We start from the raw sequence: 25,249 nt of genomic DNA on the forward strand, positions 1-25,249 counted from the left end.
CCAAACAGCTTGCCGGACATTGACCCTGTAGTAACTACAGGGTTTCTAATACACACCTACCTGATAAAAGGAGGTGTTTATGGCGTGCGGTTGCTCTGGTCCAGTACTAAAATCCCCGGCTCCGGGTTTTCGTCGCGCACTGTGGATTGCCCTTTGGGTTAATCTGGCCATGTTTTTTGTGGAAGGTGCTGCCAGTTTGCAATCTGGCTCCGTTTCCCTGATGGCGGACGCCATCGACTTCTTTGGCGATAGCGCCAACTACATTCTGTCACTTTCCGTTCTGTCCCTCGGCATGCTCTGGCGCGGGCGCGCGGCCATGGTGAAAGGTATTACCATGGTGATGTTCGGCATTGTGGTGTGGGCCCGTGCGCTTTGGGTGATGGAACAGGGCGTTACCCCCGAACCGTTTACCATGGGCACCATTGGGCTGCTGGCTCTGATTGCCAACGTAGGCGTTACATTTGTGCTTTTTCGGTTTCGGGATGGCGACTCTGATATGCGCTCGGTCTGGCTATGCAGCCGGAATGACGCCATCGGCAACCTGGCTGTGATGGCAGCCGCTCTGGGCGTGTTCGGAACGGGAAGCGCCTGGCCGGACCTAAGTGTTGCCGCCATTATGGGCACCCTGGCGATATCGGCCGGCATCAGCGTTGTGCGCCATGCTCGAATGGATATTTCTGAGGCCAAAAGCCCCGTTGGCACCGAAGTAAAGACGGTGTTCCGCTAACCGAAAAACCCATCAATCCTGCCGCATACCTCTTTAGAGGTAACTCCCCTGCCTGCTGGCATAAAACCCCACAACGACCGATAATATTCATTACTGATACACCTTATTGACTCGTTAGTGAGCTCGTCAGGTATTTCAAATCAACCAAGGGAGCATTCCAATGGCCGAACGCTTTACCAAAAGCATGGCCAGAAACATCTATCTGGGGGGAAGCACTTTCTTCATCCTGCTGTTTCTGATTCTGACTTTTGACACTCAATCGCGGGCGATGCCCGAGCGGGATAACCGGGACCAGCTCACCAAGCAGGTTGTTAATGGCAAACACATTTGGGAAAACAACAACTGCGTCGGCTGCCACTCCATTATGGGTGAAGGTGCTTATTTTGCACCAGAGCTTGCCAACGTATTCGACCGCCGCGGCGCCGGCAACAGCGACGTGTTCAAGGCGTACATGAACGCCTGGATGAACGCCATGCCCACAAACGTGCCCGGTCGCAGGCAAATGCCGCAATTCAACCTGACCGACCAGGAAATCGAAGATCTCGCATCGTTCCTCGAGTGGACGTCCAAGATCGACGATAACGGCTGGCCACCCAACATCGAAGGCTAAGGGAGAAAACATGAAATACGAGTCTCAACGGGTCGCCATGCCCTACTTCATCTTTGCCTTGATTCTGTTTGCCGGCCAAATCGTGTTCGGCCTGATTCTGGGCCTGCAATACGTGGTGGGTGATTTTCTGTTCCCGGAAATACCCTTCAACGTTGCCCGGATGGTTCACACCAACCTGTTGATCGTCTGGCTGTTGTTCGGTTTTATGGGCGCAACCTATTATCTGGTACCGGAAGAAGCGCAAACCGAGCTATACAGCCCGCTGCTTGCGTGGATTCTGTTCTGGGTGTTTGCGGTTGCCGGCACACTGACCATTCTGGGTTACCTGTTTGTGGATTACGCCACGCTGGCGGAAGTCACCATGAACAAACTGTGGCCCACTATGGGCCGGGAGTTTCTGGAACAACCCACGATTACCAAAATAGGCCTGGCCCTGGTGTTCATCGGGTTTTTGTTCAATATCCTGATGACCGCCCTCAAAGGCCGCAAAACCGTGGTCAATATTATACTGATCACCGGCCTGATCGGCCTGACCGTGCTCTGGATGTTCTCCTTCTACAACCCCGAAAATCTGACCACCGACAAGTATTACTGGTGGTTCGTCATACACCTGTGGGTTGAAGGCGTATGGGAACTGATCATGGGCGCCATCCTGGCCTTCGTGCTGATTAAAATCACCGGCGTAGATCGCGAAGTCATCGAGAAGTGGCTGTACGTCATCATTGCCATGGCGCTGATTACCGGCATCATCGGCACCGGTCACCACTTCTTCTGGATCGGACCACCCGAGTATTGGTTGTGGCTGGGCTCTGTGTTTGGGGCACTGGAACCCCTGCCGTTCTTTATGATGGTGTTGTTTGCCTTCACTATGATCAATCGGCGCAAACGTAATCACCCCAATAAGGCCGCGACTCTGTGGGCTATGGGTACTGCTGTGATGGCTTTTCTGGGCGCAGGCGTGTGGGGCTTTCTGCATACGCTGGCACCGGTAAACTACTACACCCACGGCAGTCAGATCACGGCGGCCCATGGCCATATGGCGTTCTACGGCGCCTATGTGATGATCGTGCTCACCATCATTTCCTACGCCATGCCGATCATGCGGGGCCGGCCTTACGGCAACAGCAACAAGGCCCAGGTGGTGGAAATGTGGGGGTTCTGGTTGATGACCATCTCCATGGTGTTCATCACCCTGTTCCTGACGGGTGCAGGCATCCTGCAAATCTGGCTGCAACGTATGCCAGAAAGCGGTGAAGCACTGTCGTTTATGGCCACCCAGGACAAGATCGCGGTGTTTTACTGGGCGCGCCTGATCGCTGGCTGCTTCTTTTCAGGCGGTTTGGTGGTGTACTTCTGCAGCTTCTTTATCAAGGGACAGGCATCCTTTGACGACGAAGTTCGTGGCCCCGCACTTCAGGACGCGTAAGCCCGCCACCCTGAAACCCATAGGGTAAATCCATAGGGCCGGAACACGTTTCCGGCCCTGCTTATCCGGAACGCAATTGTGACCGTGCAGCAAGCGAATCCCAAAGACACACTTCAGGACAAGCGGCTGATCACCCGTGCTGCTTTCTTCGGGTTATTCCTGCTGGCACCGGTGCTGAATATCTTTCGCTATGACCTGACGGAGACCCGGTTTGTATTACTTGGTTTTCCGCTCTCGTTCAATCTGAATCTCGACTGGGTGGTGCAAAGTTCTCCTGTGGACGTCGCCAGCCAGATACTGCTGTGGTTCATTCTTCCCATTCTGGTGCTGGTTCCCCTTGTACTCTGGGTTGCCTGGAAGTGGGGACGAATATACTGCGGCTGGCTGTGCCCGCATTTCTCTGTAGTGGAAACCATCAACCAATTGATGACACGTATTACCGGCCGCCCGACACTCTGGGAAGCCCTTAAAAAAGGCCGCCGCGGCAAGGTCATACACTGGGCGGGCTTGTCACTAGTTTGCGGTCTGATTGGTTTTTCTTGGGCCCTCGCTCTGCTTTCTTACCTATTGCCACCCATTCCGTTATATACGGACTTGATCACTGGCAACCTGGCGTTTTACCCGAGCATTTTTCTCGCCGCAGCAACCACGGCTTTCACGCTGGACTTTCTGTTTGCCCGCCATCTTTTTTGCAAATACGGTTGCGTGTTCGGCGTCGTACAGAGTATTGCCTGGATGGCCCATGGCCGCGGGCAGCTAGTGACCTTTGACACCAGCCGCGCCGAGGCCTGCCGCGACTGCACAAAAGCCTGCGACGAGGCTTGCCCTATGCGCCTGCCTACTCGCAGCCATAAACGCGCAAAGTTTTCCTGCACCCAGTGCCTGCAATGCGTGAGCGCCTGCCGTGAGGTGCAAAAAAACAACCCAGAAGGCAGCCTGTTGCACTGGCAACCGGGCGAGCCCAGCCGGCAGACTGTTCTGATTCCCAGCCACCAGCTTGACAGCAAACCCGCCAGACAGCGGGCTTAACAGCGTCTGAGATAAGAGAAACTTACGATGGAAGAGTGGGTCGGCTACAAGTGGCACGAATACATTACCCGCCAGGCTCTGGGGGAATTCCCCGAGCACGCCGTTTATCTAAAAGACGAAGCCCGCAGCCTCGGCATTGTGTTCCGCGCCTTCGGCGGTGATCCGGCGCTCAGCCTGGTGACGGCAGAACCCAGGCACTTTCGACTGCGCCGACGGTTTTTGCACAAAATCGCCGGAACACACCGTAAATTTGAGCTGGCCTGGCGGGATGAACAAAATCTGCGCCTGCCCGAAAAAGTGGCTAAATTCCCTTCCAAACGCCTGAACCGGGAACTCTATATATGGCTGGCCGCACTCGCAGCTAACCCGGCTCCGGCTGATTGTGACTGGTTTACCGGCAATCAGGCGCTGGTTCAGGATGTGATCGCGCGTTGGCCGGGGCTGGAACGTGTTTACCAGCGCCTGGTGCAACAGGTTCTGCGCTGGCGTCCCGATCCAGAAGGCCTCTCGGCCGGGGAAGCCATCCGTGAACAGGCGATCCGCCAGGCGCTTATCCATCCGGGCAGTGTTCCTGCCCTGCCCTCCGCTGGAACTGATCCCTGGCCGGTCATTCTTTGGTTATACCCGGCTCTGGAACAAGGAAAAGCTAACGGACCGGTAACCGGCGATGAGGACACTCAATCCAGCCCCGGGGGGCTGACCAAGAAAAACAAGCGCCGCCAGGCAGAGCGCGTGGAAGCCTTCGACCGCGATCAGGGGCTGATGATTTTCCGCCTGGAAAGTCTGTTTTCCTGGACCGACTTCATTCCGGTTGACCGAGCAGGGGACGACACCAAAGAGGAAGATGCCGAGGCAGTTGCAGACGATATGGACATGATCTCCGTGTCCAATGACCGCAAGGAGACGTCGTCGTCTATCAAGTTTGACCTGGATCTGCCCTCGGAAGAACACGACGACCTGCGCCTTGGCCCGGGTATTCATTTGCCGGAGTGGGACTGGCGCAGCCAGAGCTACCGGGAAGCCTTCTGCTGCGTGCAACCTATGCTGGCAAAAGACGCTGAGCCCGCGGAGCTTCCGGAAGCACTGCGCCGACCCGCCAAACGTCTGCAGCGCCAGTTCAGCGCGCTAAAGCCCCTCAAGCAGTGGCAAAAAAGGCAACTGGACGGAGACGAGCTGGATCTGGACGCCTGCCTGGAACGGGAGGTTCAGAACCGGCGCGGCCAGGGGGCGATTGATCAGAAGCTGTTTCGCCGCTGCCAACAAAGCCAGCGCGACCTTGCCTGCCTGGTGCTGGCGGATGTGTCGCTCTCAACCGAGACCTATATAAACAACCATCAGCGAGTCATCGACATTGCCCGGGACGGCCTGCAACTGCTCAGCGAAGCCCTACAGGCCAGCCGCGACCCCTTCGCCCTGTTTGCATTTTCATCACGACGGCGTGACCACGTGCGCTTCCATCACCTGAAGGGTTTTGATGAAGCCTATACCAGCACCATTCGGGGCCGGATTCAGGCGCTGGAACCGGGTTTTTATACCCGCATGGGCGCCGCCATTCGCCAAGCCACCAAATTGCTGGAGGCGCGCCACGAACAACAAAAAGTCCTGCTGCTGCTGACCGATGGCAAACCGAATGACCTGGATATCTATGAAGGCCGCTACGGCGTTGAAGACACGCGCATGGCGGTGCAGGAAGCCATTAAAGCTGGCCTGACGCCGTTTTGTGTCACCATTGATGACGAGGCTAGCGAGTACTTACCTTACGTTTTCGGTAGCAATAATTATGTGGTGATTCGTGACCCGGCACAGCTGCCGTTGCAGCTCCCCAAACTCTACCTGAAACTGACACAGTGATATGACAGACCTGACTCTTGAGCCGGAGCCCCGTCCACACCAGCTTCCCGGCGATATCGCCGTATGGCTATTCATTTTCGCCGAGCTGGCGGTATTCGGAATCATGCTCATCGGTTTTGCCGTCGCCCGCAGTCTCGACCCAGCCACCTTCCCTGACGCCTCCAGCTCCTGAGTCAGAGCCACCGAGCCGGAAACAAAGGCCTCTTATCAGACATGGCTTGCGCCAATGAAATCATTCCCCAGAGCACAAAGCCAGTATGCAAGGCGATGGCCCACACCAGGGCAAAGGTTCCGAAATGCCCTACATCGGCGAAGAACATCCAGCCGATAGCAACGCCCGAACTGATCAAAATAAAACCAATCAGTGACATATAAAGAGCAGCTCGCGTGTGAGCACGGCGCAGTTCGTTAACCCCGGAACTTCCGACATACATCCAGAGCAAGATCACAAACCCGATAACCGGCATTGCCAATAAATTCAGCAAGTACCAGATAACCGGTACAACCGCTCCGCTAGCGGGTTTCGTCTGGGCGCCCGAATACTGCATATACCACCTCCATCAATGAACTGACTGTTGCTTCGTCGTCTGAAAGCGGCTCGATCATGCCCGCGCGACAAGCTACCGCTGTTGGCAAACCTGCGCGTATCAGCAGAGCTGTGTGAATCAGCAACCGCGTGGATGCGGCTTCTTCCAGATCGTGGTCTTTCAGGTTGCGCAGCGCTGTTGCCAAACGAACCAATTGCTTTGCAAGATCGCGGTCGCAACCGGATTCTTCCATCACGATGGCTTGCTCTATCTCCGCCGAAGGGTAATCAAACCGCAGCGATACAAATCGTTGGCGGGTGCTTGGTTTCATGCCTTTCAGCAGACTTTGATAACCCGGGTTGTAGGAAACCACCAGCATAAAGCCCGGTGCTGCCGTCAGCAGCTCACCGGTGCGCTCAATCGGCAGCTCGCGGCGGTCATCCGCCAGCGGATGCAGTACAACCGTGGTGTCTTTGCGCGCTTCTACTACTTCATCCAGGTAACAAATGCCGCCTTCACGAACCGCGCGGGTCAAGGGCCCGTCTTGCCAGTAGGTGCCTTGCGGGCCGATCAGGTGCCGCCCAACCAAGTCAGCTGCCGTCAGATCGTCGTGGCAGGCAACGGTATAAATCGGTCGGTTCAGTTGTTCGGCCATGTAACGAACAAAGCGGGTTTTGCCGCAGCCTGTCGGACCTTTGATCAGAACCGGCAGGCCGTTATTCGCGGCGGCGTGGAAGAGTTCAATTTCACTACCTACAGGGTGGTAAAACGTCATCTGCAGAAATCCTTGGCGGCTGGCGCAATTTATAAAATTCATGTTGAATATTGGTTTAAAAGCCCGCTCTTCACAACCTATTTTTGGTGATACCTAAGGTTAGGTAGGCTGCCTACTTGAATTAAAAACAACGGCGATCAACAATCTACCTAGGAAAACAACGAATTCGCGCCAGCGCTTGCAACAGATCCATTTCGAGTAGCACTTATGAACGGCGTCAAAGCCCTGCTGCCTTACGATTTTTCACCCCTGACCATCGCCAGTTATGCGCTAGTGTTGGCGCTTTATGGCGTGGCGCTTCTGCGCATGCCCGATAGCGAACGTCCTGGCCCCGGGCGCATTGTCACCTTCGTGGTCGGCGTGATGTTGTGTTACGCGGTGATGCAAACCGCTTTCGACTACTATTCCCAATACATGTTTTTTGTACATCGGGGCCAGCATCTGATTCTGCACCACCTGGGCCCGTTTCTGATCGCCCTGTCTAACCCGTTACCGGTAATGCGTTTCTGGGGCCGAAAAATCCCCCGCAGCGCGCTGCCGTGGCTAGCGCCCGTGCGGCTGAGCTACCGCGTTTTACAACATCCGGTCGTAGCGCCAGTGTTGTTCGTGGGCCTGGTTTATTTCTGGCTGTCGCCCAGCATTCACTTCGACGCCATGCTAAGCCGCCAGCTGTACTGGGTCATGAACTGGAGCATGCTGTTAGATGGCCTGCTGTTCTGGTGGCTGATACTCGATCCCCGTTCCCCTTACATAACCAACGCTCTGGGCTACGGCAAACGAATGCTGCTGCTGGCGTTGGTGGCGGTTCCGCAAATGCTGCTAGGCGCCTGGATCGTGTTTTCACGGGACATGGTGTACGACGTTTACGAGGTGTGCGGCCGCGCTTGGCCGCTGGCGCCAGAGACCGACCAGCTACTTGGCGGCTTGCTGACCTGGATTCCGCCGGCGATGATGAGCGTGCTGGGTATTCTGATTATTTTACGGCGGGCCATGTACGAAGATGGCCGTTACCCAAAACAGGCCGCAGCGCTGGCCCAACCATCCGGGCACATGAACACCTGAGAGGAACGCACCGTTATGCCGACTTTTATTTCAGGCACAAGAACCGCCGCTCTAATCGCGCTATTGCTCGCTACCTTTGCGCTGGTGGGCTGTGATCAGAGCGACCGTGAATGGCATGGCAAAGACATCAGCGGTTTAATGCCGCCTTTGGAATTCGAGCTTATAAACACCCAGGGCGAGGCTGTCAACGCCAGCGACTCTGACGGCCAGGTGCGATTGGTGTTTTTTGGCTTCACCCATTGCCCGGACATTTGCCCCACCACGCTGGCACGGCTATCCCAAGCCGTAGGCAAGCTACCGGAAAACGAGCGTGAACGGGTGACCATAATGTTTGTCAGCGTAGACCCCAACCGGGACACACCTGAACAGATTGCCGCCTACACCCGTTTCTACGGTGACCGGATTGCCGGCATGACCGGCAGCGAACCCCAGCTACGACAGCTGGTAAAGCGCTATCGCACCACCTTCGGTTACGACGAGCCGGATGAGAACAACAACTATAATGTGTCTCACAGCGCCGGTGTGTATGTATTCGATACTCGTGGTAAGGCGCGGCTGTTGCTAAGGCCCGACCTGACCGCGGCGCAGATTCGTGACGACATTAGCGCCCTGGCCCAGGAGCGCCGGTCCTGAAGCTGCGCCTGAAACAGGCCCCAAAAGCGCTCTGAAACACAGGCTCAGCGGTTTTCTTCAGCCTCTTCATTGCCAGACGGGGTATTGTTGGCCCCGGCGCTTTCCGCCACAGCTACAAACGGCATGACCAGCACTGCGCAGGGCGCATTCACGGTAACGTATTCCACCGTCGCCCGGCGCAGCGGCCAGAGTCCCCCCGGGCCGCGAGATACCAATAGCAACAAATCAACCTCAGCCTGTGCCGCCAGGGCCACCAGCTTTTCCGAGGGTGTGCCGCACATCACATGTAAGTGCGCTGCCTGGTTCATCGGCAGATATTTACGCGCCAGCAGGTTCAACTTGTCCCGCACCACCTTCTCGCGGTCTTCCGGTGTATCGTCACTCACGTGGGGAAAGAAGCCTGACCCGCCCGGGCTGAAAACGCTGGCCAGGTGCAGCTCGCCGCCCTCAGCCAGCAAGCGAACGCCTTCAGCCAGAGTGCGTTTGGCTTCGTCGTCGTCTTCGGTGTCAATCGCCAACAATATTTTATGAAACATCGTGATGCTCCTGTTTAACGTCTTTGGTAGATGACACTGTGTCGTAGGCACGGCCTTGCACCAGTTTATCAACCGAATAACCGCGGCTGTCTGCGCGCAACGCTCTGAACAGCGACACCGCCATAAAAATCAGCAAAATGCAGAACGGCAATCCCAGCGCCGTAATCACATTCTGCAACGCATCTAACCCCCCGGCCAGCAGTAGGCTTGCTGCCACCACGCCTTGGGCTGCAGCCCAGAATATGCGCTGGCGCACCAGTGATGGCTGATCGTCACGGCGGGTCAGCATGTCAATCACCAGCGACGCGGAATCTGACGAGGTGGTGAAAAAAATCACGATGATGATGATGCTCAGCGATGATGAAAACTGCGCAAGGGGCAGCGCCTGCAAAAAGGCAAAAATAGCCACGGCAGGGTTTTGCTCAACCTGCGCAGCCAACGCGACCTGGCCGTTCATCTCTACGTGGATGGCCGACAAACCAAACACCCCAAACCACACCAGGGTGAACACCGTGGGGGCGAGCAACACACCCGCAATAAATTCGCGGATGGTGCGGCCGCGGGAAATTCGCGCAATAAAGATGCCCACATAGGGCGCCCAGGAAATGGTCCAGGCCCAGTAAAACAGAGTCCACTTGCGCTGCCAGTCGGTTTCACTGAAGGTTTGGGTCCAGAACGCCAGCCATGGCAAAGCGTCTAAATAGTCACCTACCCCTTGCACCATGCCTTCGGCGATAAACACCGTTGGGCCGACTAGCGCCACAAACGCAACCAGAACACCCGCCAGTATGATATTCAGCTGCGACAGGCGACGTACACCCTTATCCAGCCCCAAGGCCACCGACACCGCGGCAATACTGGCGATAATCGCAATTAACATCACCTGCACAGAACCGGATACCGGCACGCCCAACAAATAATTCAAACCGCTGTTCAACTGCAACGTACCCAGGCCTAGCGACGTCGCTACCCCGAACAAAGTGCCCAGCACCGCAATTACATCCACTGCCCAGCCCAAAGGTCCATTTATTCGATCACCTAAAACCGGATAGAACAGACTGCTGATGCGCATGGGTAAGTGATGGCGGTAAGCAAAATAGGCGATGGCGAGACCGGGCATGGCGAAAATCGTCCAGGTGTGAAGCCCGAAGTGGTACAAAGATAGGGTCATCGCATCGCGGGCGGCACGGTCACTGCCGGGGAGCACATCCGAAAATGGCGGGTTGGCAAAATGCGACACCGGCTCGGCCACGCCCCAGAACATCAAAATGGTGCCGATACCGGCGGCAAACAGCATGGTAAACCAGGTCAGATTGGAGTAATCCGGCCGCGAGTCGTCTGCACCTAGCCGAATCGAGCCGAAGCGGCTAAACGCCAGACCCAGCAGAAACACCAGCAAAAAACTGACGGTGGCGATGTAAAACCAACCCAGATTGCGCGCAACCCAGGCCGTCAGGCCGCCAAAGAAACCGGCCACCGCCTCATCAAAAGGAATAGCCAAAGCCACAAACAACACGGCAATACCCGCCGAGGTAAAGAACACCCCCGGAATGGTCTGCAATCCCAGCAGGCGCTGCAGCCGGTTTAGCACGATGTTTCTCCTTATGGCGTGTGCAAAGCTTTGCTAGCTACCCTACCATAGACTAGTAGGTGTAAAGCTCCAGTGCTGCTTGCCCCTGAGGGCTCTGGACCTGTGTTGCCATAACCTCACGTCAATCGGCTTACCCACAACCGACAGAGCTACTTCATGCACAATCACAATCATGCGCACAGCCACAGTCATGGCCACAGCCACGCCGACCATTTCAACACTCACAATCGCGCCTTCGCCATAGCCGTTGCGCTGAATCTGGGGTTTGTGATTATCGAGGTGGTATTTGGCGTGCTGTCGGGGTCACTGGCCTTGCTGGCGGACGCCGGGCACAACCTGAGTGACGTGCTGGGTTTGCTCATGGCCTGGATCGCCAGTTGGCTGGCCGGGCGTAAAACAACCGAACGCAACACCTATGGTTTGAAGAAAACCACCATTCTGGCGGCCCTGTTCAACGCCCTGTTTCTGATTGCTGCAGTGGGCGGTATAGCCTGGGAGGCCATACGCCGCTTTGGCGACCCGGCCGAAGTGGCTGGCATGACCGTCATCGTTGTGGCGGGCATTGGCGTGCTGATTAACGGCGTGACCATGCTGCTGTTTCTGAAGGGCCAGAAAGGCGACCTGAATATACGTGCCGCGTTTTTGCACATGGCAGCAGATACCGTGGTATCTGTAGGCGTGGTGGTTGCGGGCGTGCTGATTATGGCGACCGGCGCAAACTGGATTGACCCGGTGGTCAGCCTGGTGATTGCCGCGGTGATCTTCATTGGCACCTGGCAACTGCTGAAGGATTCTATCAGTCTGGCCATAGACGCCGTTCCGCGGACTATAAACCCTGCCGACGTGGCAAACGCGCTCAGCCAATTACCCGGCGTAGAGTCTGCGCACCATCTGCACATATGGGCTTTAAGCACCACCGAAAACGCGCTGACTGTGCACCTGGTAAAACCCGACAGTCTCGACGATGACGATATCATCCAACAAGCCAACCGCATGCTGACGCAGGATTTCAATATTGCTCACGTTACCATTCAATGGGAACGCAACCACAGCCGCTGCCCCAACGAGGTTGACATTGATGGCGGCGGCGTCAGTAACGTAAACGTTGACGTCAACGCCTAAAACGCCAGCGCCACCATTAGCGGAATGGTTACCAGGGCCACTACCGTAGACAACAGCACTGTGCCGGCGGCCTGTTTTACCGATGTGTCCAGCATGGTGGCGATTACCACCGTATTGGCCGCAATCGGAGTGATGGAAATCAGAAAAATGGCTTTATGCACGGCATCTGAATAGACGCCCATATGGGTCACATCCAGCCACCAGAATGCACTGGCCAGCAACGGCCAGGATACAAACTTACCGAAAAAGGCCAGAGCGGTGAAGCGCAGATTGCCCGCCAGCCCGCGAAAGCTGGATATGCTCATGCCGATAATCATCATCCCCAAAATACTGTAGGTGCCGCGTAAATTATCAAACAGCGGTTCGAACACCTGCGGGATTCCAACGTCCGACAGATTCAGCGTTACCGCCAGCGCAAAAGCATACATAGACGGCAACCGCGCCACCCGTTTGAGCGCGTCGGGCACGCTGTAACGGCCGCGGGCCGCCAGATAAAAGCCAACCGAGCTTTCGTACAGCGATGTACCCAGCATGCACACAATATAGATTGCCAGCCCTTCCTCGCCGAATAACAGCAGGGCCACCGGCACGCCAAAATAGCCGGCGTTGGGGCTGCCCACACACAACGGCATAATCGCGGCGCTGCTGTCGCCAATCCAGCGCCGGGCCAATGCCTGGTGGGTAATGCCCAGAAAACTGCAAAAACCAAACACCAGAAACGGTAACAAAATGATTTCGGGGGCCAAGGGTGCCGCCATCACGCCGGAAAACACGATAGATGGCGTTACGATATACAACATGATGCCGGCAATGTGACGGCCACTGGCTTGTAAATAGCGCCCGGCCAGCCAGCCCAGCACCACTGTGACGTAGAGCGGTGTCAATTTGAAGAAAAGCGCCAACGCCGCTGCCATGAAAGTTTCATCCCGATTCGTAAAGCGCGCAAGTCTAGCACCGCATGCACCTCAAGACAGCTCGGAAAAGCAATGCATAGCTGAACTATTAGCGGATTTTTACGTATTTAAGACATCATTATTAATAGCAAAATGGCATCACCGAACGTTAATGATCAGAGTCATTTTGAATACACGTTTTCTGTTAGGCTATTTGAGTAATTACATCAATGAGGAGGAGGCAACGCCATGAACAGTATTTTTCGGCCTGATGTGTCCTCATCGCCTTGTCTGTTGTCGGAGCAACATCCGGATATGGCTAAGCTGCCGCACTCGCCCCCTGAAACGATTTTGCTTAACAGCTTGAGCCGGGTTTTTGGTATCCGCCTGAGTGACAATAAGACGGCGCCAGAAAGCCTGCTTCTGAGTGATTTGGCCCGCTTATTCACCGTGCGCAGAATCGATGCTGAAACTGTGATGGAAAAACACAACCGCCCTTGGGCCAATGTTTACCTGATTCAGCATGGCGTGGTGCGTATGTTTCGCGAAACCGCGAGCGGCAAGGTAGCCATTCATCACTTTTTCTCGGAGGGCGATATTATTTGGCCGGTGTTCGGTCGCAGCCGCACCGTGCGAAATACCTTATGCCTGAACAGCAGTATTCCCGTCACCGCATGGGTGGCAGATTTCGCCGCATTCCGCTCGGAAGTGCAAAGTCACGGTGAGGGCCAATGGCCCAAATTTGCGCTGGCACTGACAGAAGAACTGGCCGAATTAACCAGTATGCGCGAGTTTCGAAAACACACCATGCCCGCAATCGAGCGCTATGCGCTGATGCAGGAAGAGTACCCGGAGCTCACAAAACGGGTGCCAGACAACCAGTTGGCTGCCTGGCTCGGGGTTGTACCCGCTACCTTCTCGCGCCTGAAAAGCGCGGCGTCAGGTCACCGTAAAAACAGCTAGAGCACATCACCGCGGCTGGTTCAATCAGAAAGCCCACACCATAACCATCAACAACGCCCAAGCCAAAAACGACGCTGCCATCACCGTATAGGCAGCCGACATGGCTTCGACGTCTGTATCCGGACGGTTACTCAGTGCGTTCAACCCGTGGTAGATCAACGTGCACGATAATCCCATCGCGATAAATACGACCACCACGTTGAATGCCAGAGACGGCACCAGTAAAGCCAGGGAAGACAGCCAAAGGGGCACAGGCGCAATGGCTGCGATCAGATACGCGTCTGCGTAATTGATAGCCGTGTCTTTACCGGCGACGACAGAATGAATCAGCCAGCCCATTACGAAAAAGGTCAGCAGCTCGGCAAGAAACAGGATAGTGGTGATGAAGCGCCATTCTTTACCGGCAAAGCCGGCCATAAAATGTTCGTCGTAGTGGCTGCCGGCGTAATACAGCAGCACCGGTGGCAACAGGGATAAAGGCAGCACCAAGGCCCAAGCCAACAGTGGAATGGATAGCTGACGGCACTGCAGTTCATGCCAGGCGCCATTGCCGTGAAAGGGTAACTGCAAAAGCATGGTCAGGTTCATGGGATATCTCCGTGTGACCGCATCAAAGTATGATGCATCTGAGATATATGTAGACCCGTATACCGGCTGTCAGCAAGGCACTGAGATGACCTAGATCAAGTCGCCTACTCTGACACCCGTTTCTATAATTACCGATAAACCCTTAAACCACCTGCCGCACAGGCTTCCCGGAACGAAACGCTGACGCATTTTCTGCCACCTGACCCACGATCCGCTGCCGCGCCTCCTGGCTACCCCAGGCAGTGTGCGGTGTCACAATCAGCCGTGGAATATCCTGCGCCAGTAACACGTTGCCATCCACCGGGGGCTCTTGGACCAGCACATCCGTTGCCGCTCCACCCAGGTGGCCCCGGCGCAGCGCGGCAGCCAAGGCCTGCTCGTCAATCAAACCGCCGCGGGCGGTGTTCACAATGAATGCGTGGGGCTTCATCTTCGCCAGCTCTGCCTCGCCGATCAGGTGCCGGGTGTTTTCATTCAACGGGCAATGCAGCGTAATGGCATCGGCCTGCTGCAGTAACTCATCCAGGCTTACCCGTCCTGCTTTTGGCGGACGGCCGGGTAGATTGGCGGCAATCACCCGCATACCCAAAGCTTCGCCCAGGCGCGCGACCGCGCTGCCAATCTCACCGCTGCCCAGAACACCCAGGGTTTTTCCATCCAGCTCCACAATCGGAAAATCCAGAAAGCAGAAATGGGTAGACGTTTGCCAACGCCCCTCTCGAACTGCGCTCTGATAGTCCGGCAGGCGTGTCGCCATCGCCAGCAGCAACATCAGGGTGTGCTGGGCAACGGTGGCGGTGCCATAGCCCTGGCAATTACACACCGTAACGCCGGCTTCTTCTGCGGCTTGCAAATCCACATTATTCAAACCCGTGGCCGCCACCAGAATCAGTTTCAGACCCGGGCAAGCCTTCAACACATCGGCACTGAGAACCACTTTATTCACAATCGCGACTTGCGCGCCCTGCAGGCGCGGAACGATTTCGGCGGAAGATGTGTGCTCGTAACACTCAAGCTTTGAAAACACAGCGCGCAAAGGCTCCAGGTCAAGATCGTTCTGGTTCAGAGATGTAACATCAAGAAAAACCGCGTTAAATGCAGACATGGTTGAATACCTGAAAAGTTAGAACGTGAATTATCAGCCGCGGAGAGTGAGGCTGCAACATTGCGCCTATCCTACTGACTAGTAGCAACTTGGCGGATAGTTCGACTACAACGGCTCAATTTTAGTAACCTTAGCACTTGCTCCCAAATACTTTGTGGATGTTCCAATGCCAACCCTTCGCCCCCAGGCTTTCTGGCTGTTTTTTCCTGCCGCAGCGCTTCTGGCCGCTGCCGCGGTGCCGCTATCGGTATGGGCGGTGCTGGGCGGCGGTGGCTGGCCTGCGGGGCTTCTGAATACCGGCCATGGCCACGAAATGATTTTTGGCTTTGCCCTGGCATTGATTGCCGGCTACACCTTGGGGCCGCAATCGTCGGAGCGCCTGTATCTGTTGTTTGCCTTGTGGCTGGCGGCAAGAATCAGTTGGTGGTTTATGCCAGGTACTCTGTTAGCCAATACACTCAGCCCGGCGTTTGCCCTGGCTCTGGCTGCGGTGGTGCTGCCGCGGTTTCGTGCCGCCAAAAAATGGCGCAACAAAATGGTAGGGCCACTGATCGGCACGCTGGCAATCATGGCGGTTGCATTCGGCCTGAGCCGCACCGCTATCTGGCAAAGTGAAATAGCGGAGGTTGGCCCATTTCGCATCATGCACGCGGCCATTATTGGCCTGCTATTGCTGATGACGTTTATGGGCGGTCGCATATTGGCGCCGTCGGTGGCCAACACACTGGATAAAAAAGGCGTTGCCTTGAGTGCTCGCCTGCAACCGCGGGTGGAAGGCACGTTAATTATTCTGTTGGCCGCAGCCTTGCCTTTTTCCCTGATACCTCCGCTGTGGCACGCGGCCGGGGCCTTGTTGGTTGCAGCGGCCCTGATCACCGCCGTCAGGCTCGCACGCTGGAAGCTCTGGCGCTGCCTGGAACGGCCCGATCTGATGGTGTTCGCAGTTGGTTACAGCTGGTTGGTGGTCGGCGGCCTGCTCTCCGGTATTGCGCTATTGAGCGGGCGCCCGATGAGCGCCCGCCTACACCTGATTACCATTGGCGCGCTGGGCACACTGGCTGGCAGCGTAATGCTGAAATTGGCCTGGCAGCGCGCCTGTCGCCAATTGCCGCCAGCGAACCGCACAGTGCCATTGGCTATTGCTATCGCCGCAGCCACCTTACTGCGTTTTGCGGCTGGTACCGAACCCTTCAGTCATCCACAGATACTGTGGTGGTCGGCTGCTTTGTGGGCCGGAGTATGGCTGCTGATGGCGTTTGAACTGCTGCGACTGGGCAAAATGGCCCGGCAACGAGTGGCTACCTCTACTGCGCCAGCGTGACCCAGCAACTACCTAACGCTAGGTATTACTCTTTCAAGTCTATGATTTATATGCACTAAAATGGTCACCAACAGGCTTGAAAAGTCTCTTGAAAACACCCCTCGGAATACCGATCCTCATCCTTGATTTTTCTCAAGTCTGACTACCCACCGCTCTCTGCACAATAGTGCCAAGTAACCTGCTAGCGCTTTTGCGCGCCGTCAGGCCGGGTATCATAAGGAGCACGATTATGGGCAAACTCAACGGCGACATTGAACACTGGGATGTCGAAAACGAAACCTTCTGGGAACAGACTGGCAAGAGCGTTGCTTCGCGCAACCTGTGGATCTCTATCCCCAGCTTGATAATGGGTTTTGCGGTGTGGCTGATGTGGGGCATGATCACCACCCAGATGAAAAACCTGGGTTTCCCCTTTACCATCGACCAGCTCTTCACCCTGACGGCCATCGCCGGCCTGGCCGGCGCGACACTGCGCATTCCGGCCTCGTTCATGATCAAGATTGCCGGTGGCCGAAACACGGTGTTTCTGACCACCGCGCTGCTGATGATTCCGGCGGCCGGCACCGGGCTTGCACTGATGAACCCGGATACGCCGTTCATTGTGTTTCAGGCATTGGCGCTGCTATCCGGTATTGGCGGCGGTAACTTCGCCTGCTCGATGAGCAACATCAGTACCTTCTATCCCAAAAGCAAGCAGGGCTACGGCCTGGGCATGAACGCCGGCCTGGGTAACTTTGGTGTAACCACCATGCAGGTGGTGATTCCGCTGGTCATGACCGTGGGCATTTTTGGCGCCTTGGCCGGCGACCCTTTGGCGCTGCAGAACCCTAGCGGCACGCTGATTGGCCGCATTGAGGCCGGCACCGATACCTGGATTCAGAACGCCGGCTTTATCTGGCTGGTGTTTCTGGTTCCGCTGGCGTTTTTGGGCTGGTTTGGCATGAACAACCTGAAGGTGGTTACCCCAAACCCGGGCTCGCCACTGTCTGCCTTTGGCAAAATTCTGGGCCTGTATGGCGTAGGTTTGGCCACCTCCGTGGCGGGCGTATGGGCGTTGAGCGTAATGAATATGTGGCTGGCACTGCCGCTGACCATTGTGCTGACCGTTGTGCTGCTGCGACTGATCCCGGGCGATATCAAGCCCAGCATCAAAAATCAGTTCGCGATTTTCAGTAACAAGCACACATGGTCAATGACCGTTCTGTACATCCTGACTTTTGGCACCTTCATCGGCTTTTCTGCCGCATTGCCCCTGTCTATCAGCGTCATCTTCGGCAATATGATGGATGTGGCCGCAGACGGCACCGTTACTCGCATTGTGAATCCTGATGCACCAAGTGCACTTACCTGGGCGTGGATTGGCCCGCTGGTAGGCGCGTTAATTCGCCCGGTGGGCGGCTGGATTTCCGACAAGGTCGGAGGTTCCATTGTTACCCAGATCATCTCGGTGATTATGGTGATTGCATCCGTGGCCACCGGTTACGTGATGATGCTGGCCTACAACTCCACCGATCCCAACAGCCTGTTCGCGATCTTTATGATTCTGTTCGTGGTGATCTTCGCCTCCAGCGGCATCGGCAACGGCTCTACCTTCCGCAGCATCGGCTACATTTTCGACCAGCAGCAGAAAGGCCCGGTACTGGGTTGGACCAGCGCGATCGCCGCCTACGGTGCCTTCATTGCGCCCAAGCTATTGGGTCAGCAGATTCAGGCTGGTACCCCAGAGTACGCCATGTACGGCTTCGCGGTGTTCTATACCCTTTGCCTGGTGGTGAACTGGTGGTTCTACTTGCGCAAGGACGCTTATATCAAGAATCCTTAAATGTGATTGTTTTTAGCGAAAACAGATGTTGCCCCCACAGGTCGAAACGCTTATTTAACGATAAGGCAGACTTCCTAGACTGGGGGCAAACTTCTTTACTCTACAGAGTTAAAACTCCGTCTTCGGGGATATCAGGCCGATTTCTCCAAGTCACTCACATTCAATTGTCCAGGAACCGGGTTAGCCGCTGGCGCACGATCGACTCTGTTTCTGCTATGATGCGTTGAATCAGCTCATCACAGCTCGGAACATCGTGAATCAGTCCAGCAACCATACCGCAGCTCCAGGCCGCCTCATCCATCCGGCCCTCCTGAAGAACCAAGCGACCTTTGGCTCCGGTCACCAAATGACGGATATCATCAATGGTTTCAGACTCGCCCTTTTCTTTTTCAATCCGCTCAATTTCCTGCACAGCGGCATTGTTCATGACCCTTTCCGTATTGCGCAGATTACGCATAATCAGGCGGGTTTGAAGCTCATCAGCTTCAACAATCGCTCGCTTGACGTTATCGTGAATTGGGGCTTCTTTGGTCGCCAAAAAGCGGGTGCCCATATTCATGCCTTCAGCCCCCAAAGCCATCGCAGCTACCAGGCTTCGCCCGTCGGCCATGCCGCCTGAAGCGACAAACGGAATGGTCAGTTCGTCGGCTGCCCGGGGTAGCAGGATAAAGTTCGGTATATCGTCCTCTCCAGGATGCCCGCCGCATTCAAAACCATCGACACTGACAGCATCACAGCCAATTTTTTCTGCTTTCAGTGAATGCCGCACAGAGGTGCATTTGTGGATAACCTTAATCCCGGCAGCCTTAAGCTGAGGCATATACTGTTCTGGACTACGCCCTGCTGTTTCAACGGCCGTTACACCACCTTGAATAATAGCGTCGATATACTCCAGATAAGGAGGAGCGTTAAATGAGGGTAGAAAGGTCAGGTTTACGCCAAAAGGCATATCCGTCATCTGATGACAGCGAGCAATCTCCCGCGCTAAATCTTCCGGCGTAGGCTGCGTCAATCCGGTAATCATACCCAGGCCACCGGCATTGGAGACAGCCGAGGCCAGCTCGGCATAACCTACATGGTGCATACCACCCTGGATGATGGGGTAGCGAATACCAAACAATTCAGTGATTCGGGTCTTCATAGCGGGTTTCCTCTTTTGTCGTTAGAGTGGATTTAAACTCCGGTCCGATGCTCACTCTACCGGCAGCTTTTTTCGACCTATCTTGACCGGCAGACCACAGTTTCTGCTTTTTCCCATTATCCCGTTCAGGTATCTAGAACTGATCTTCAAGAATCTCCAGCGCAGTTGTATCAACCGCTTTCAGCAGTTCTGCGGCACTCAATACACCGGGTAGTTCGTAGCGGGCGAAGTCCTCGCAGGTTTTAATTTTACCTTCGCAAAACGCAGCCGTTTGCTCACCTTGGCCAGCCAACCCGGCAATGGCTGTGAGCCCTTGTCGAAGCCAGAGCCAACCAACCACAACTTGGCCAAAGGCATCGAGATAAAGCGTGGCATTCGCCAGAGCCTTCTCTTTGTCGCCATTGGTTTTCTCGCCGTTGATAACGTCTGTGGCTTCCGTTATTGCTTTCATCGCCTGTTCAAGACGATCAGCAGATTCTGCAAGCCGCGATTCCTGGCAGGCTGCAGCAATGGTTGCTTCGAGGCGCGCCATCAGTTCCTTATAAAACCGGCCGCCAGCCATGGAAACCTTCCTGCCTAACAGATCAATGCCCTGAATACCGTGGGTCCCTTCGTGGATTGGGTTCAGGCGGTTATCCCGGTAAAATTGTTCCACAGGGTATTCCCGGGTGTAGCCATAACCACCGTGTACCTGAATCGCCAGGCTGTTGGCCTCCAGGCAATAGCGCGAAGGCCAGGACTTGATCACCGGAGTCAGTAAGTCGAGCAGGCCTGCAGCCAGGTTACGCTGATCATCGGTGGCGGCTAATTTTTTCTCATCCACCAGCATCGCACCCTGCAGGCATAAGGCCAGCCCGCCTTCCACGTAAGCTTTCTGAGCCAGCAGCATGCGGCGGATATCCGGGTGGCGAATCAATGGCACCTGCGGTGCGCTCGGGTCTTTTTCCCCGATGGGCCTGCCCTGACGACGCTCTCGAGCATATTCCAACGCGTGCAGATAACCGGTGTAGCCGAGCATGACAGAGCCTAAGCCAACACCAATGCGGGCCTCATTCATCATATGGAACATAGCCGCCAGGCCGTTGTTGGCCTCGCCCACCAGGTAGCCGACCGCACCGTCCTTTTCACCAAAGTTGAGCATGGTGGAGGTGGTGCCCCGGTACCCCATCTTGTGAATCAGACCCGCCAGCGCAACGTCATTCCGCTCACCGAGGCTGCCGTCTTCATTAACCAGAATTTTCGGCACCAGAAACAGGGAAATGCCCTTAACACCCAAGGGCGCGCCCGGCAAACGAGCGAGCACCATGTGAATGATGTTCTCGCTTAATTCGTGGTCGCCACCGGAGATGTAGATCTTGTTGCCAAACAGGCGATAGGTTCCGTCCGGCTGAGGCTCCGCGCGGGTGCACAGGTCTCCGAGAGAAGAGCCCGCTTGAGGTTCTGTCAGGCACATAGTCCCAAAGAACCGACCGGCCATCATCGGCTCAGCGAAACAGGCCTGCTGTTCCCGCGAGCCCTGCACCATAATCAGATTAGCCGCAGCAATTGTCAGGCCGGCATAGCCTTGAGTGCCAACGTTAGCGCCTTTCAGCAACCCCACACACATCTGAGCCACGGCCGCCGGCAGCTGCATGCCACCACGTTGGTAATCCTGGCCAGCCGCCATCAACCCGGTGTCTCTCAACACGCCCAACGCTTTTTTCACTTCCGGGCGCATCTTCACCCGGCCGTTTTCAAAGCGCGGCTCTTCCTCGTCAACCAGGCGCGCATGGGGAGCAAACTCCTCTACGGCAACCTTTAATGCCAGCTCAAGCGCGGCCTGAAGGGTTTCACGGCTGTGATCAGAATAGCGAGCAAAGACTAGAAACTGCTCTACGTTATGAAGTTCGTAGAGCTGGAACGCCAAGTCCTGTGGGTTGATGATCTTTTGCTGCACGTTTTGACACCCTCGTAATGCTTATTGTTTTGACGGTTAGCTATCGGGCGCTGTTTGCCGTCAAACCACTTCAAACAAACCTGCAGCACCCTGGCCCCCACCAATGCACATGGTCACCACAACGTATTTGGCGCCGCGACGTTTACCTTCAATCAAGGCGTGGCCGGCAAGACGAGAACCAGTGACACCGTAAGGGTGACCGATAGAAATAGAGCCACCGTTAACATTCAGTTTTTCCATCGGAATGCCTAAACGATCACGGCAGTACACAACCTGGGACGCGAATGCTTCGTTAAGCTCCCAAAGGTCGATGTCATCCATGGTCAGGCCGTTACGCTCCAGCAGACGCGGAATGGCAAACACCGGGCCAATACCCATCTCGTCCGGCTCACACCCTGCTACTGCAAAACCACGGAAAATACCCATAGGCTCGATATTATTTTTCTCGGCATAGGTGCTGTTCATCACCGTGCACACAGACGCACCGTCAGACAACTGGCTGGCATTACCTGCCGTGACAAAATTGCCCTCACCACGCACCGCATTCAAACCCTGAAGCGCTTCAAGCGTCGTGCTCGGGCGGTTGCACTCGTCGCGCGTGAGAGTGACGTCTTTCTTACTCACTTCGCCGGTTTCCTTGTCCTTCACCAGCATCGTCGCGTCGAACGGCACGATCTCATCGTCAAACCTGCCTGCTTCCTGCGCGGCAGCCGTACGCTGCTGGGAGATCAGAGCGTATTCGTCCTGAGACTCACGACTCACGTTATAGCGCTGGGCTACGATATCCGCCGTTTCAATCATCGCCATGTACAGCTCAGGCTTATGCTTCATCAGCCATTCGTTGGTCGCATGAAAGCTGTTGAACTTATCGTTCTGAACCAAAGAAATAGACTCCACACCACCAGCCACCATCGCCGGCACCTTCTCCGAAACCACACGCTGCGCCGCAATAGCAATAGACTGAAGGCCAGAGCTGCAAAAACGGTTGATCGACAACCCTGCAGTCGTCACCGGCAAACCGCCACGAATAGCCGCTAGACGAGCCATATTCCTGCCCTGTGCGCCTTCTTGAAAGCTTGCGCCGAGAATCACATCCTCAACGATAGCGGGATCAATACCCGCACGCGCAACAGCGTGTTTGATCACATGCCCGGCAAGATCCACACTGTGGGTGTTATTCAAAGCGCCCCGGTAAGACTTCCCAAGACCGGTTCGTGCGGTAGATACAATAACGGCGTCTGACATAAAAATTGCCTCGAAATAAAGATGGAGTACTTACCCCTCACCGCAATATGGCAAGAAAGAAAATACAGTAGCTAAGCCGGCTTGGTGCGGGTGGTCTTTTCTGCCAAAAAAGATGTCTGAGCAAAGCGAGTTGTTTTTTCCAGAAGAAAAAGCGACCCATATCGGGCCAGCCCCCTATGCATCAGGCAAAAGAGGCCAGCCAATAACGGCCTTACAAGTCGCCGAACTTCTTCCCATCAGCAACCAACTGCTTCAGCAAATCAGCAGGTTTCCACTGCTCTCCACCCACATCACCGTGATACTTCTCCACAGCAGCCAGAATCACATCCAGACCCACCTGATCCGCCCAGAACATCGGGCCACCACGATAAGCCGGGAAGCCATAGCCGTAAATCCAGACCACATCAATGTCCAGAGACCTGTCAGCAACACCCTCATTCAGAATCTTGGCTGCCTCATTCACCATGACATACATGCAGCGTTCAAGAATTTCCTGGTCAGTAATCTTCCGGGACCTGATGCCCTGCTCCTTGCGGAAATCCTCAATGATCCGCTCCACCTCAGGATCCGGAACAGGCTTGCGGCTGCCCTCCTCATACTTGTAAACACCCGCCATCGTTTTCTGACCAAGGCGATTCTGCTCGGCAAGCTTATCCATCCAGCTAGGCGCTACCTGTTCACCGGCATTGCGGCGTTCTTCGCGGATCCGATAACCCACATCGATACCCGCCAGATCAGACATCGCAAACTGCCCCATGGGATAGCCCAGATCCGTCAGCACCTTGTCTACCTGTTGCGGTGTAGCGCCTTCATTGACCAGAGTCATGGCTTCAGCACCACGCCTGTGCAGCATGCGGTTGCCAACAAAGCCGTGGCAATTGCCAACCAGCACACCCACCTTCTTTATCTTCTTGGCGACCGCCATCACCGTGGCTTTCACCTCATCAGAGGTTTTACTGCCGCGAACGTTCTCCAGCAATCTCATCACGTTGGCCGGACTGAAAAAGTGCATACCCACAACATCTTCCGGACGCTTAGTCGCGGACGCGATTTCGTCAATGTCCAGAGTAGAGGTGTTGGAGGCCAGAATGGCCCCGGGCTTACAGACACCGTCCAGTTTTGCGAAGATCTCTTTTTTGACCGCCATGTTTTCAAACACAGCCTCAATCACCAGATCCACGCTTTTAAAATCGTCATAGCTCAGACTGCCGGTGATCAGCGCTATCCGGTCTTCGACCTGCTGCTGAGTGATGCGCCCCTTTTTCGCAGAGTTTTCGTAGTTCTTACGAATAATGCCCAGCCCCTTGTCCAAGGCTGCCTGCTTCATCTCCACGATGGTGACGGGGATACCGACGTTGGCAAAGTTCATGGCAATACCACCGCCCATGGTACCCGCGCCGATGACACCGACGCTGTTCACATCGCGTACCGGCGTATCCTTCGACAGACCTTTTACTTTGGAAACTTCACGTTCGGCAAAGAACGAATGAATCAGACCATCGCGCTGGGGAGAGTCCATGCACTCCATAAACAACTCACGCTCGCGCTTCATGCCGTCAGCGAAAGGCAAGTTAAACGCCGTTTCAATGGCATCTACACACTTGAACGGAGAAAACTGACCACGAGCTTTCTTTTGCAACACCGCACGGAACTGCTCAAACACGTCGCTGCCTTTATCGGCCGCGATCTTGTCCGTCAAATCACGAACCCGGCGTACCGGCTTACCCTCATCGGCAATCTGCTGTGCGTAGACAAGGCCTGCAGCTTTCACGTCATTACCGTCGTCAACGGCATCTACGATGCCAAACGCAAAAGCGTCTTTAGCACCAACAAACTCACCTGAGGTAATCATTTCCAGCGCTATTTGCGCTCCGGTCAGGCGAGGCAAGCGCTGAGTACCGCCGGCACCTGGTAACAGGCCAAGCTTTACCTCTGGCAGGCCAACTTTGGCACTGTTTAGTGCAACCCGATAATGACAACCAAGAGCCATTTCCAGCCCGCCACCCAGCGCCGTGCCATGGATCGCTGCAACAAGAGGCTTGTCACTGTTTTCAAATTGTTCGACTACTGCGGGCAACCCCGGTTTCTGCATGGGCTTGCCAAACTCACGGATGTCTGCACCCGCAATAAAGGTACGGCCTTCACACACCAGCAAAAGCACCTTGGCTTCGGAGTCTTCCTGGCCTTGCTCCAGCGCGGCGATCAAGCCTGAGCGCACCGCATGGCTGAGGGCATTAACTGGCGGATAGTTCACTGTAATAACGCCAATATTGCCTTCACGACTGTAAGTTACGACCTCAGACATACACCCTCCATCAATTTATATGGAATTTAATTTTAACAAGC

At 55.4% G+C, this 25,249-nt stretch carries 23 protein-coding genes; 12 read left to right on the forward strand and 11 right to left on the reverse strand.

Annotated features, from left to right (window positions below; translation table 11 throughout):
- The first annotated feature begins 79 nt into the window (after positions 1–79).
- From A3OI_RS0111960 to A3OI_RS22000, 6 genes are all read left to right on the forward strand, one after another.
- On the forward strand, positions 80–727 hold the full coding sequence (locus A3OI_RS0111960) for a cation diffusion facilitator family transporter (RefSeq protein WP_018404504.1): 648 nt from the start codon (positions 80–82) through the stop codon (positions 725–727).
- A gap of 160 nt (positions 728–887) precedes the next feature.
- Positions 888–1,337 (forward strand): c-type cytochrome, encoded by a 450-nt coding sequence (locus A3OI_RS0111965; RefSeq protein ID WP_018404505.1) that lies wholly within the window; start codon positions 888–890, stop codon positions 1,335–1,337.
- A gap of 10 nt (positions 1,338–1,347) precedes the next feature.
- On the forward strand, positions 1,348–2,763 hold the full coding sequence (locus tag A3OI_RS0111970) for a cbb3-type cytochrome c oxidase subunit I (protein WP_018404506.1): 1,416 nt from the start codon (positions 1,348–1,350) through the stop codon (positions 2,761–2,763).
- Between the two features lie 78 nt (positions 2,764–2,841).
- Positions 2,842–3,792, forward strand: a complete 951-nt coding sequence (locus A3OI_RS0111975; RefSeq protein ID WP_018404507.1) for a 4Fe-4S binding protein — start codon at positions 2,842–2,844, stop codon at positions 3,790–3,792.
- A 27-nt stretch (positions 3,793–3,819) separates the two neighbouring features.
- Complete coding sequence (locus tag A3OI_RS0111980; RefSeq protein ID WP_018404508.1) at positions 3,820–5,643, forward strand: nitric oxide reductase activation protein NorD; 1,824 nt, start codon at positions 3,820–3,822, stop codon at positions 5,641–5,643.
- Position 5,644: 1 nt separating this feature from the next.
- Positions 5,645–5,815: a hypothetical protein gene (locus tag A3OI_RS22000; protein ID WP_018404509.1), complete on the forward strand. Its 171-nt coding sequence runs from the start codon at positions 5,645–5,647 to the stop codon at positions 5,813–5,815.
- Between the two features lies 1 nt (position 5,816).
- Here the strand turns inward: A3OI_RS22000 and A3OI_RS0111990 are convergent, their stop codons facing one another.
- Together A3OI_RS0111990 and A3OI_RS0111995 are read right to left on the reverse strand one after the other, a co-directional pair.
- Positions 5,817–6,128: a hypothetical protein gene (locus tag A3OI_RS0111990; protein ID WP_228702962.1), complete on the reverse strand. Its 312-nt coding sequence runs from the start codon at positions 6,126–6,128 to the stop codon at positions 5,817–5,819.
- A 28-nt stretch (positions 6,129–6,156) separates the two neighbouring features.
- Positions 6,157–6,945, reverse strand: a complete 789-nt coding sequence (locus A3OI_RS0111995; RefSeq protein WP_018404511.1) for a CbbQ/NirQ/NorQ/GpvN family protein — start codon at positions 6,943–6,945, stop codon at positions 6,157–6,159.
- 207 nt (positions 6,946–7,152) lie between these two features.
- Between A3OI_RS0111995 and A3OI_RS0112000 the strand changes: the two genes are divergently transcribed.
- Together A3OI_RS0112000 and A3OI_RS0112005 are read left to right on the forward strand one after the other, a co-directional pair.
- On the forward strand, positions 7,153–8,007 hold the full coding sequence (locus A3OI_RS0112000) for a cytochrome c oxidase assembly protein (protein ID WP_018404512.1): 855 nt from the start codon (positions 7,153–7,155) through the stop codon (positions 8,005–8,007).
- 15 nt (positions 8,008–8,022) lie between these two features.
- Entirely contained in the window at positions 8,023–8,640 is a 618-nt protein-coding gene (locus A3OI_RS0112005; protein WP_018404513.1) for an SCO family protein, read from the forward strand.
- A gap of 44 nt (positions 8,641–8,684) precedes the next feature.
- Here the strand turns inward: A3OI_RS0112005 and A3OI_RS0112010 are convergent, their stop codons facing one another.
- Positions 8,685–9,176, reverse strand: coding sequence for a universal stress protein (locus tag A3OI_RS0112010; protein ID WP_018404514.1), 492 nt, complete (start codon positions 9,174–9,176; stop codon positions 8,685–8,687).
- Positions 9,166–10,767 carry a BCCT family transporter gene (locus A3OI_RS0112015; RefSeq protein ID WP_018404515.1) on the reverse strand — a complete coding sequence of 534 codons (1,602 nt, stop codon included), beginning with the start codon at positions 10,765–10,767 and terminating at the stop codon, positions 9,166–9,168. Before A3OI_RS0112015 ends, A3OI_RS0112010 begins: the two co-directional genes overlap by 11 nt.
- Positions 10,768–10,923: 156 nt before the next feature.
- Between A3OI_RS0112015 and A3OI_RS0112020 the strand changes: the two genes are divergently transcribed.
- Entirely contained in the window at positions 10,924–11,889 is a 966-nt protein-coding gene (locus tag A3OI_RS0112020; RefSeq protein ID WP_018404516.1) for a cation diffusion facilitator family transporter, read from the forward strand.
- Here the strand turns inward: A3OI_RS0112020 and A3OI_RS0112025 are convergent.
- Positions 11,886–12,803: an AEC family transporter gene (locus A3OI_RS0112025; protein WP_018404517.1), complete on the reverse strand. Its 918-nt coding sequence runs from the start codon at positions 12,801–12,803 to the stop codon at positions 11,886–11,888. The two genes, A3OI_RS0112020 and A3OI_RS0112025, sit on opposite strands and share 4 nt — an antisense overlap.
- Positions 12,804–13,031: 228 nt before the next feature.
- On the opposite strand from A3OI_RS0112025, the gene A3OI_RS0112030 reads away from it, so the two are divergent.
- A complete protein-coding gene (locus A3OI_RS0112030) occupies positions 13,032–13,745 on the forward strand; it encodes a Crp/Fnr family transcriptional regulator (protein ID WP_018404518.1) in 714 nt (237 codons plus the stop codon).
- A 24-nt stretch (positions 13,746–13,769) separates the two neighbouring features.
- On the opposite strand, the gene A3OI_RS0112035 is transcribed toward A3OI_RS0112030, so the two are convergent.
- Positions 13,770–14,333, reverse strand: coding sequence for a YIP1 family protein (locus tag A3OI_RS0112035; protein ID WP_018404519.1), 564 nt, complete (start codon positions 14,331–14,333; stop codon positions 13,770–13,772).
- A 142-nt stretch (positions 14,334–14,475) separates the two neighbouring features.
- On the reverse strand, positions 14,476–15,438 hold the full coding sequence (locus A3OI_RS0112040; protein WP_018404520.1) for a 2-hydroxyacid dehydrogenase: 963 nt from the start codon (positions 15,436–15,438) through the stop codon (positions 14,476–14,478).
- Positions 15,439–15,604: 166 nt separating this feature from the next.
- Between A3OI_RS0112040 and A3OI_RS0112045 the strand changes: the two genes are divergently transcribed.
- Both A3OI_RS0112045 and A3OI_RS0112050 read left to right on the forward strand, forming a co-directional pair.
- Positions 15,605–16,759 carry an NnrS family protein gene (locus A3OI_RS0112045; RefSeq protein ID WP_018404521.1) on the forward strand — a complete coding sequence of 385 codons (1,155 nt, stop codon included), beginning with the start codon at positions 15,605–15,607 and terminating at the stop codon, positions 16,757–16,759.
- A 229-nt stretch (positions 16,760–16,988) separates the two neighbouring features.
- Positions 16,989–18,581, forward strand: a complete 1,593-nt coding sequence (locus A3OI_RS0112050; RefSeq protein WP_018404522.1) for an MFS transporter — start codon at positions 16,989–16,991, stop codon at positions 18,579–18,581.
- A gap of 160 nt (positions 18,582–18,741) precedes the next feature.
- Here A3OI_RS0112050 and A3OI_RS0112055 read toward each other — a convergent pair whose 3' ends face one another.
- From A3OI_RS0112055 to A3OI_RS0112070, 4 genes are all read right to left on the reverse strand, one after another.
- Positions 18,742–19,722, reverse strand: coding sequence for an NAD(P)H-dependent flavin oxidoreductase (locus tag A3OI_RS0112055; protein WP_018404523.1), 981 nt, complete (start codon positions 19,720–19,722; stop codon positions 18,742–18,744).
- A 133-nt stretch (positions 19,723–19,855) separates the two neighbouring features.
- Complete coding sequence (locus A3OI_RS0112060; protein ID WP_018404524.1) at positions 19,856–21,658, reverse strand: acyl-CoA dehydrogenase; 1,803 nt, start codon at positions 21,656–21,658, stop codon at positions 19,856–19,858.
- A 60-nt stretch (positions 21,659–21,718) separates the two neighbouring features.
- Complete coding sequence (locus A3OI_RS0112065) at positions 21,719–22,903, reverse strand: acetyl-CoA C-acyltransferase (protein ID WP_018404525.1); 1,185 nt, start codon at positions 22,901–22,903, stop codon at positions 21,719–21,721.
- A gap of 211 nt (positions 22,904–23,114) precedes the next feature.
- Positions 23,115–25,208 (reverse strand): 3-hydroxyacyl-CoA dehydrogenase NAD-binding domain-containing protein, encoded by a 2,094-nt coding sequence (locus tag A3OI_RS0112070; protein WP_018404526.1) that lies wholly within the window; start codon positions 25,206–25,208, stop codon positions 23,115–23,117.
- Positions 25,209–25,249 lie beyond the last annotated feature (41 nt).

Source organism: Marinobacter gelidimuriae (assembly GCF_000372805.1).
In the GTDB taxonomy this organism is placed as follows: Bacteria; Pseudomonadota; Gammaproteobacteria; order Pseudomonadales; family Oleiphilaceae; genus Marinobacter; species Marinobacter gelidimuriae.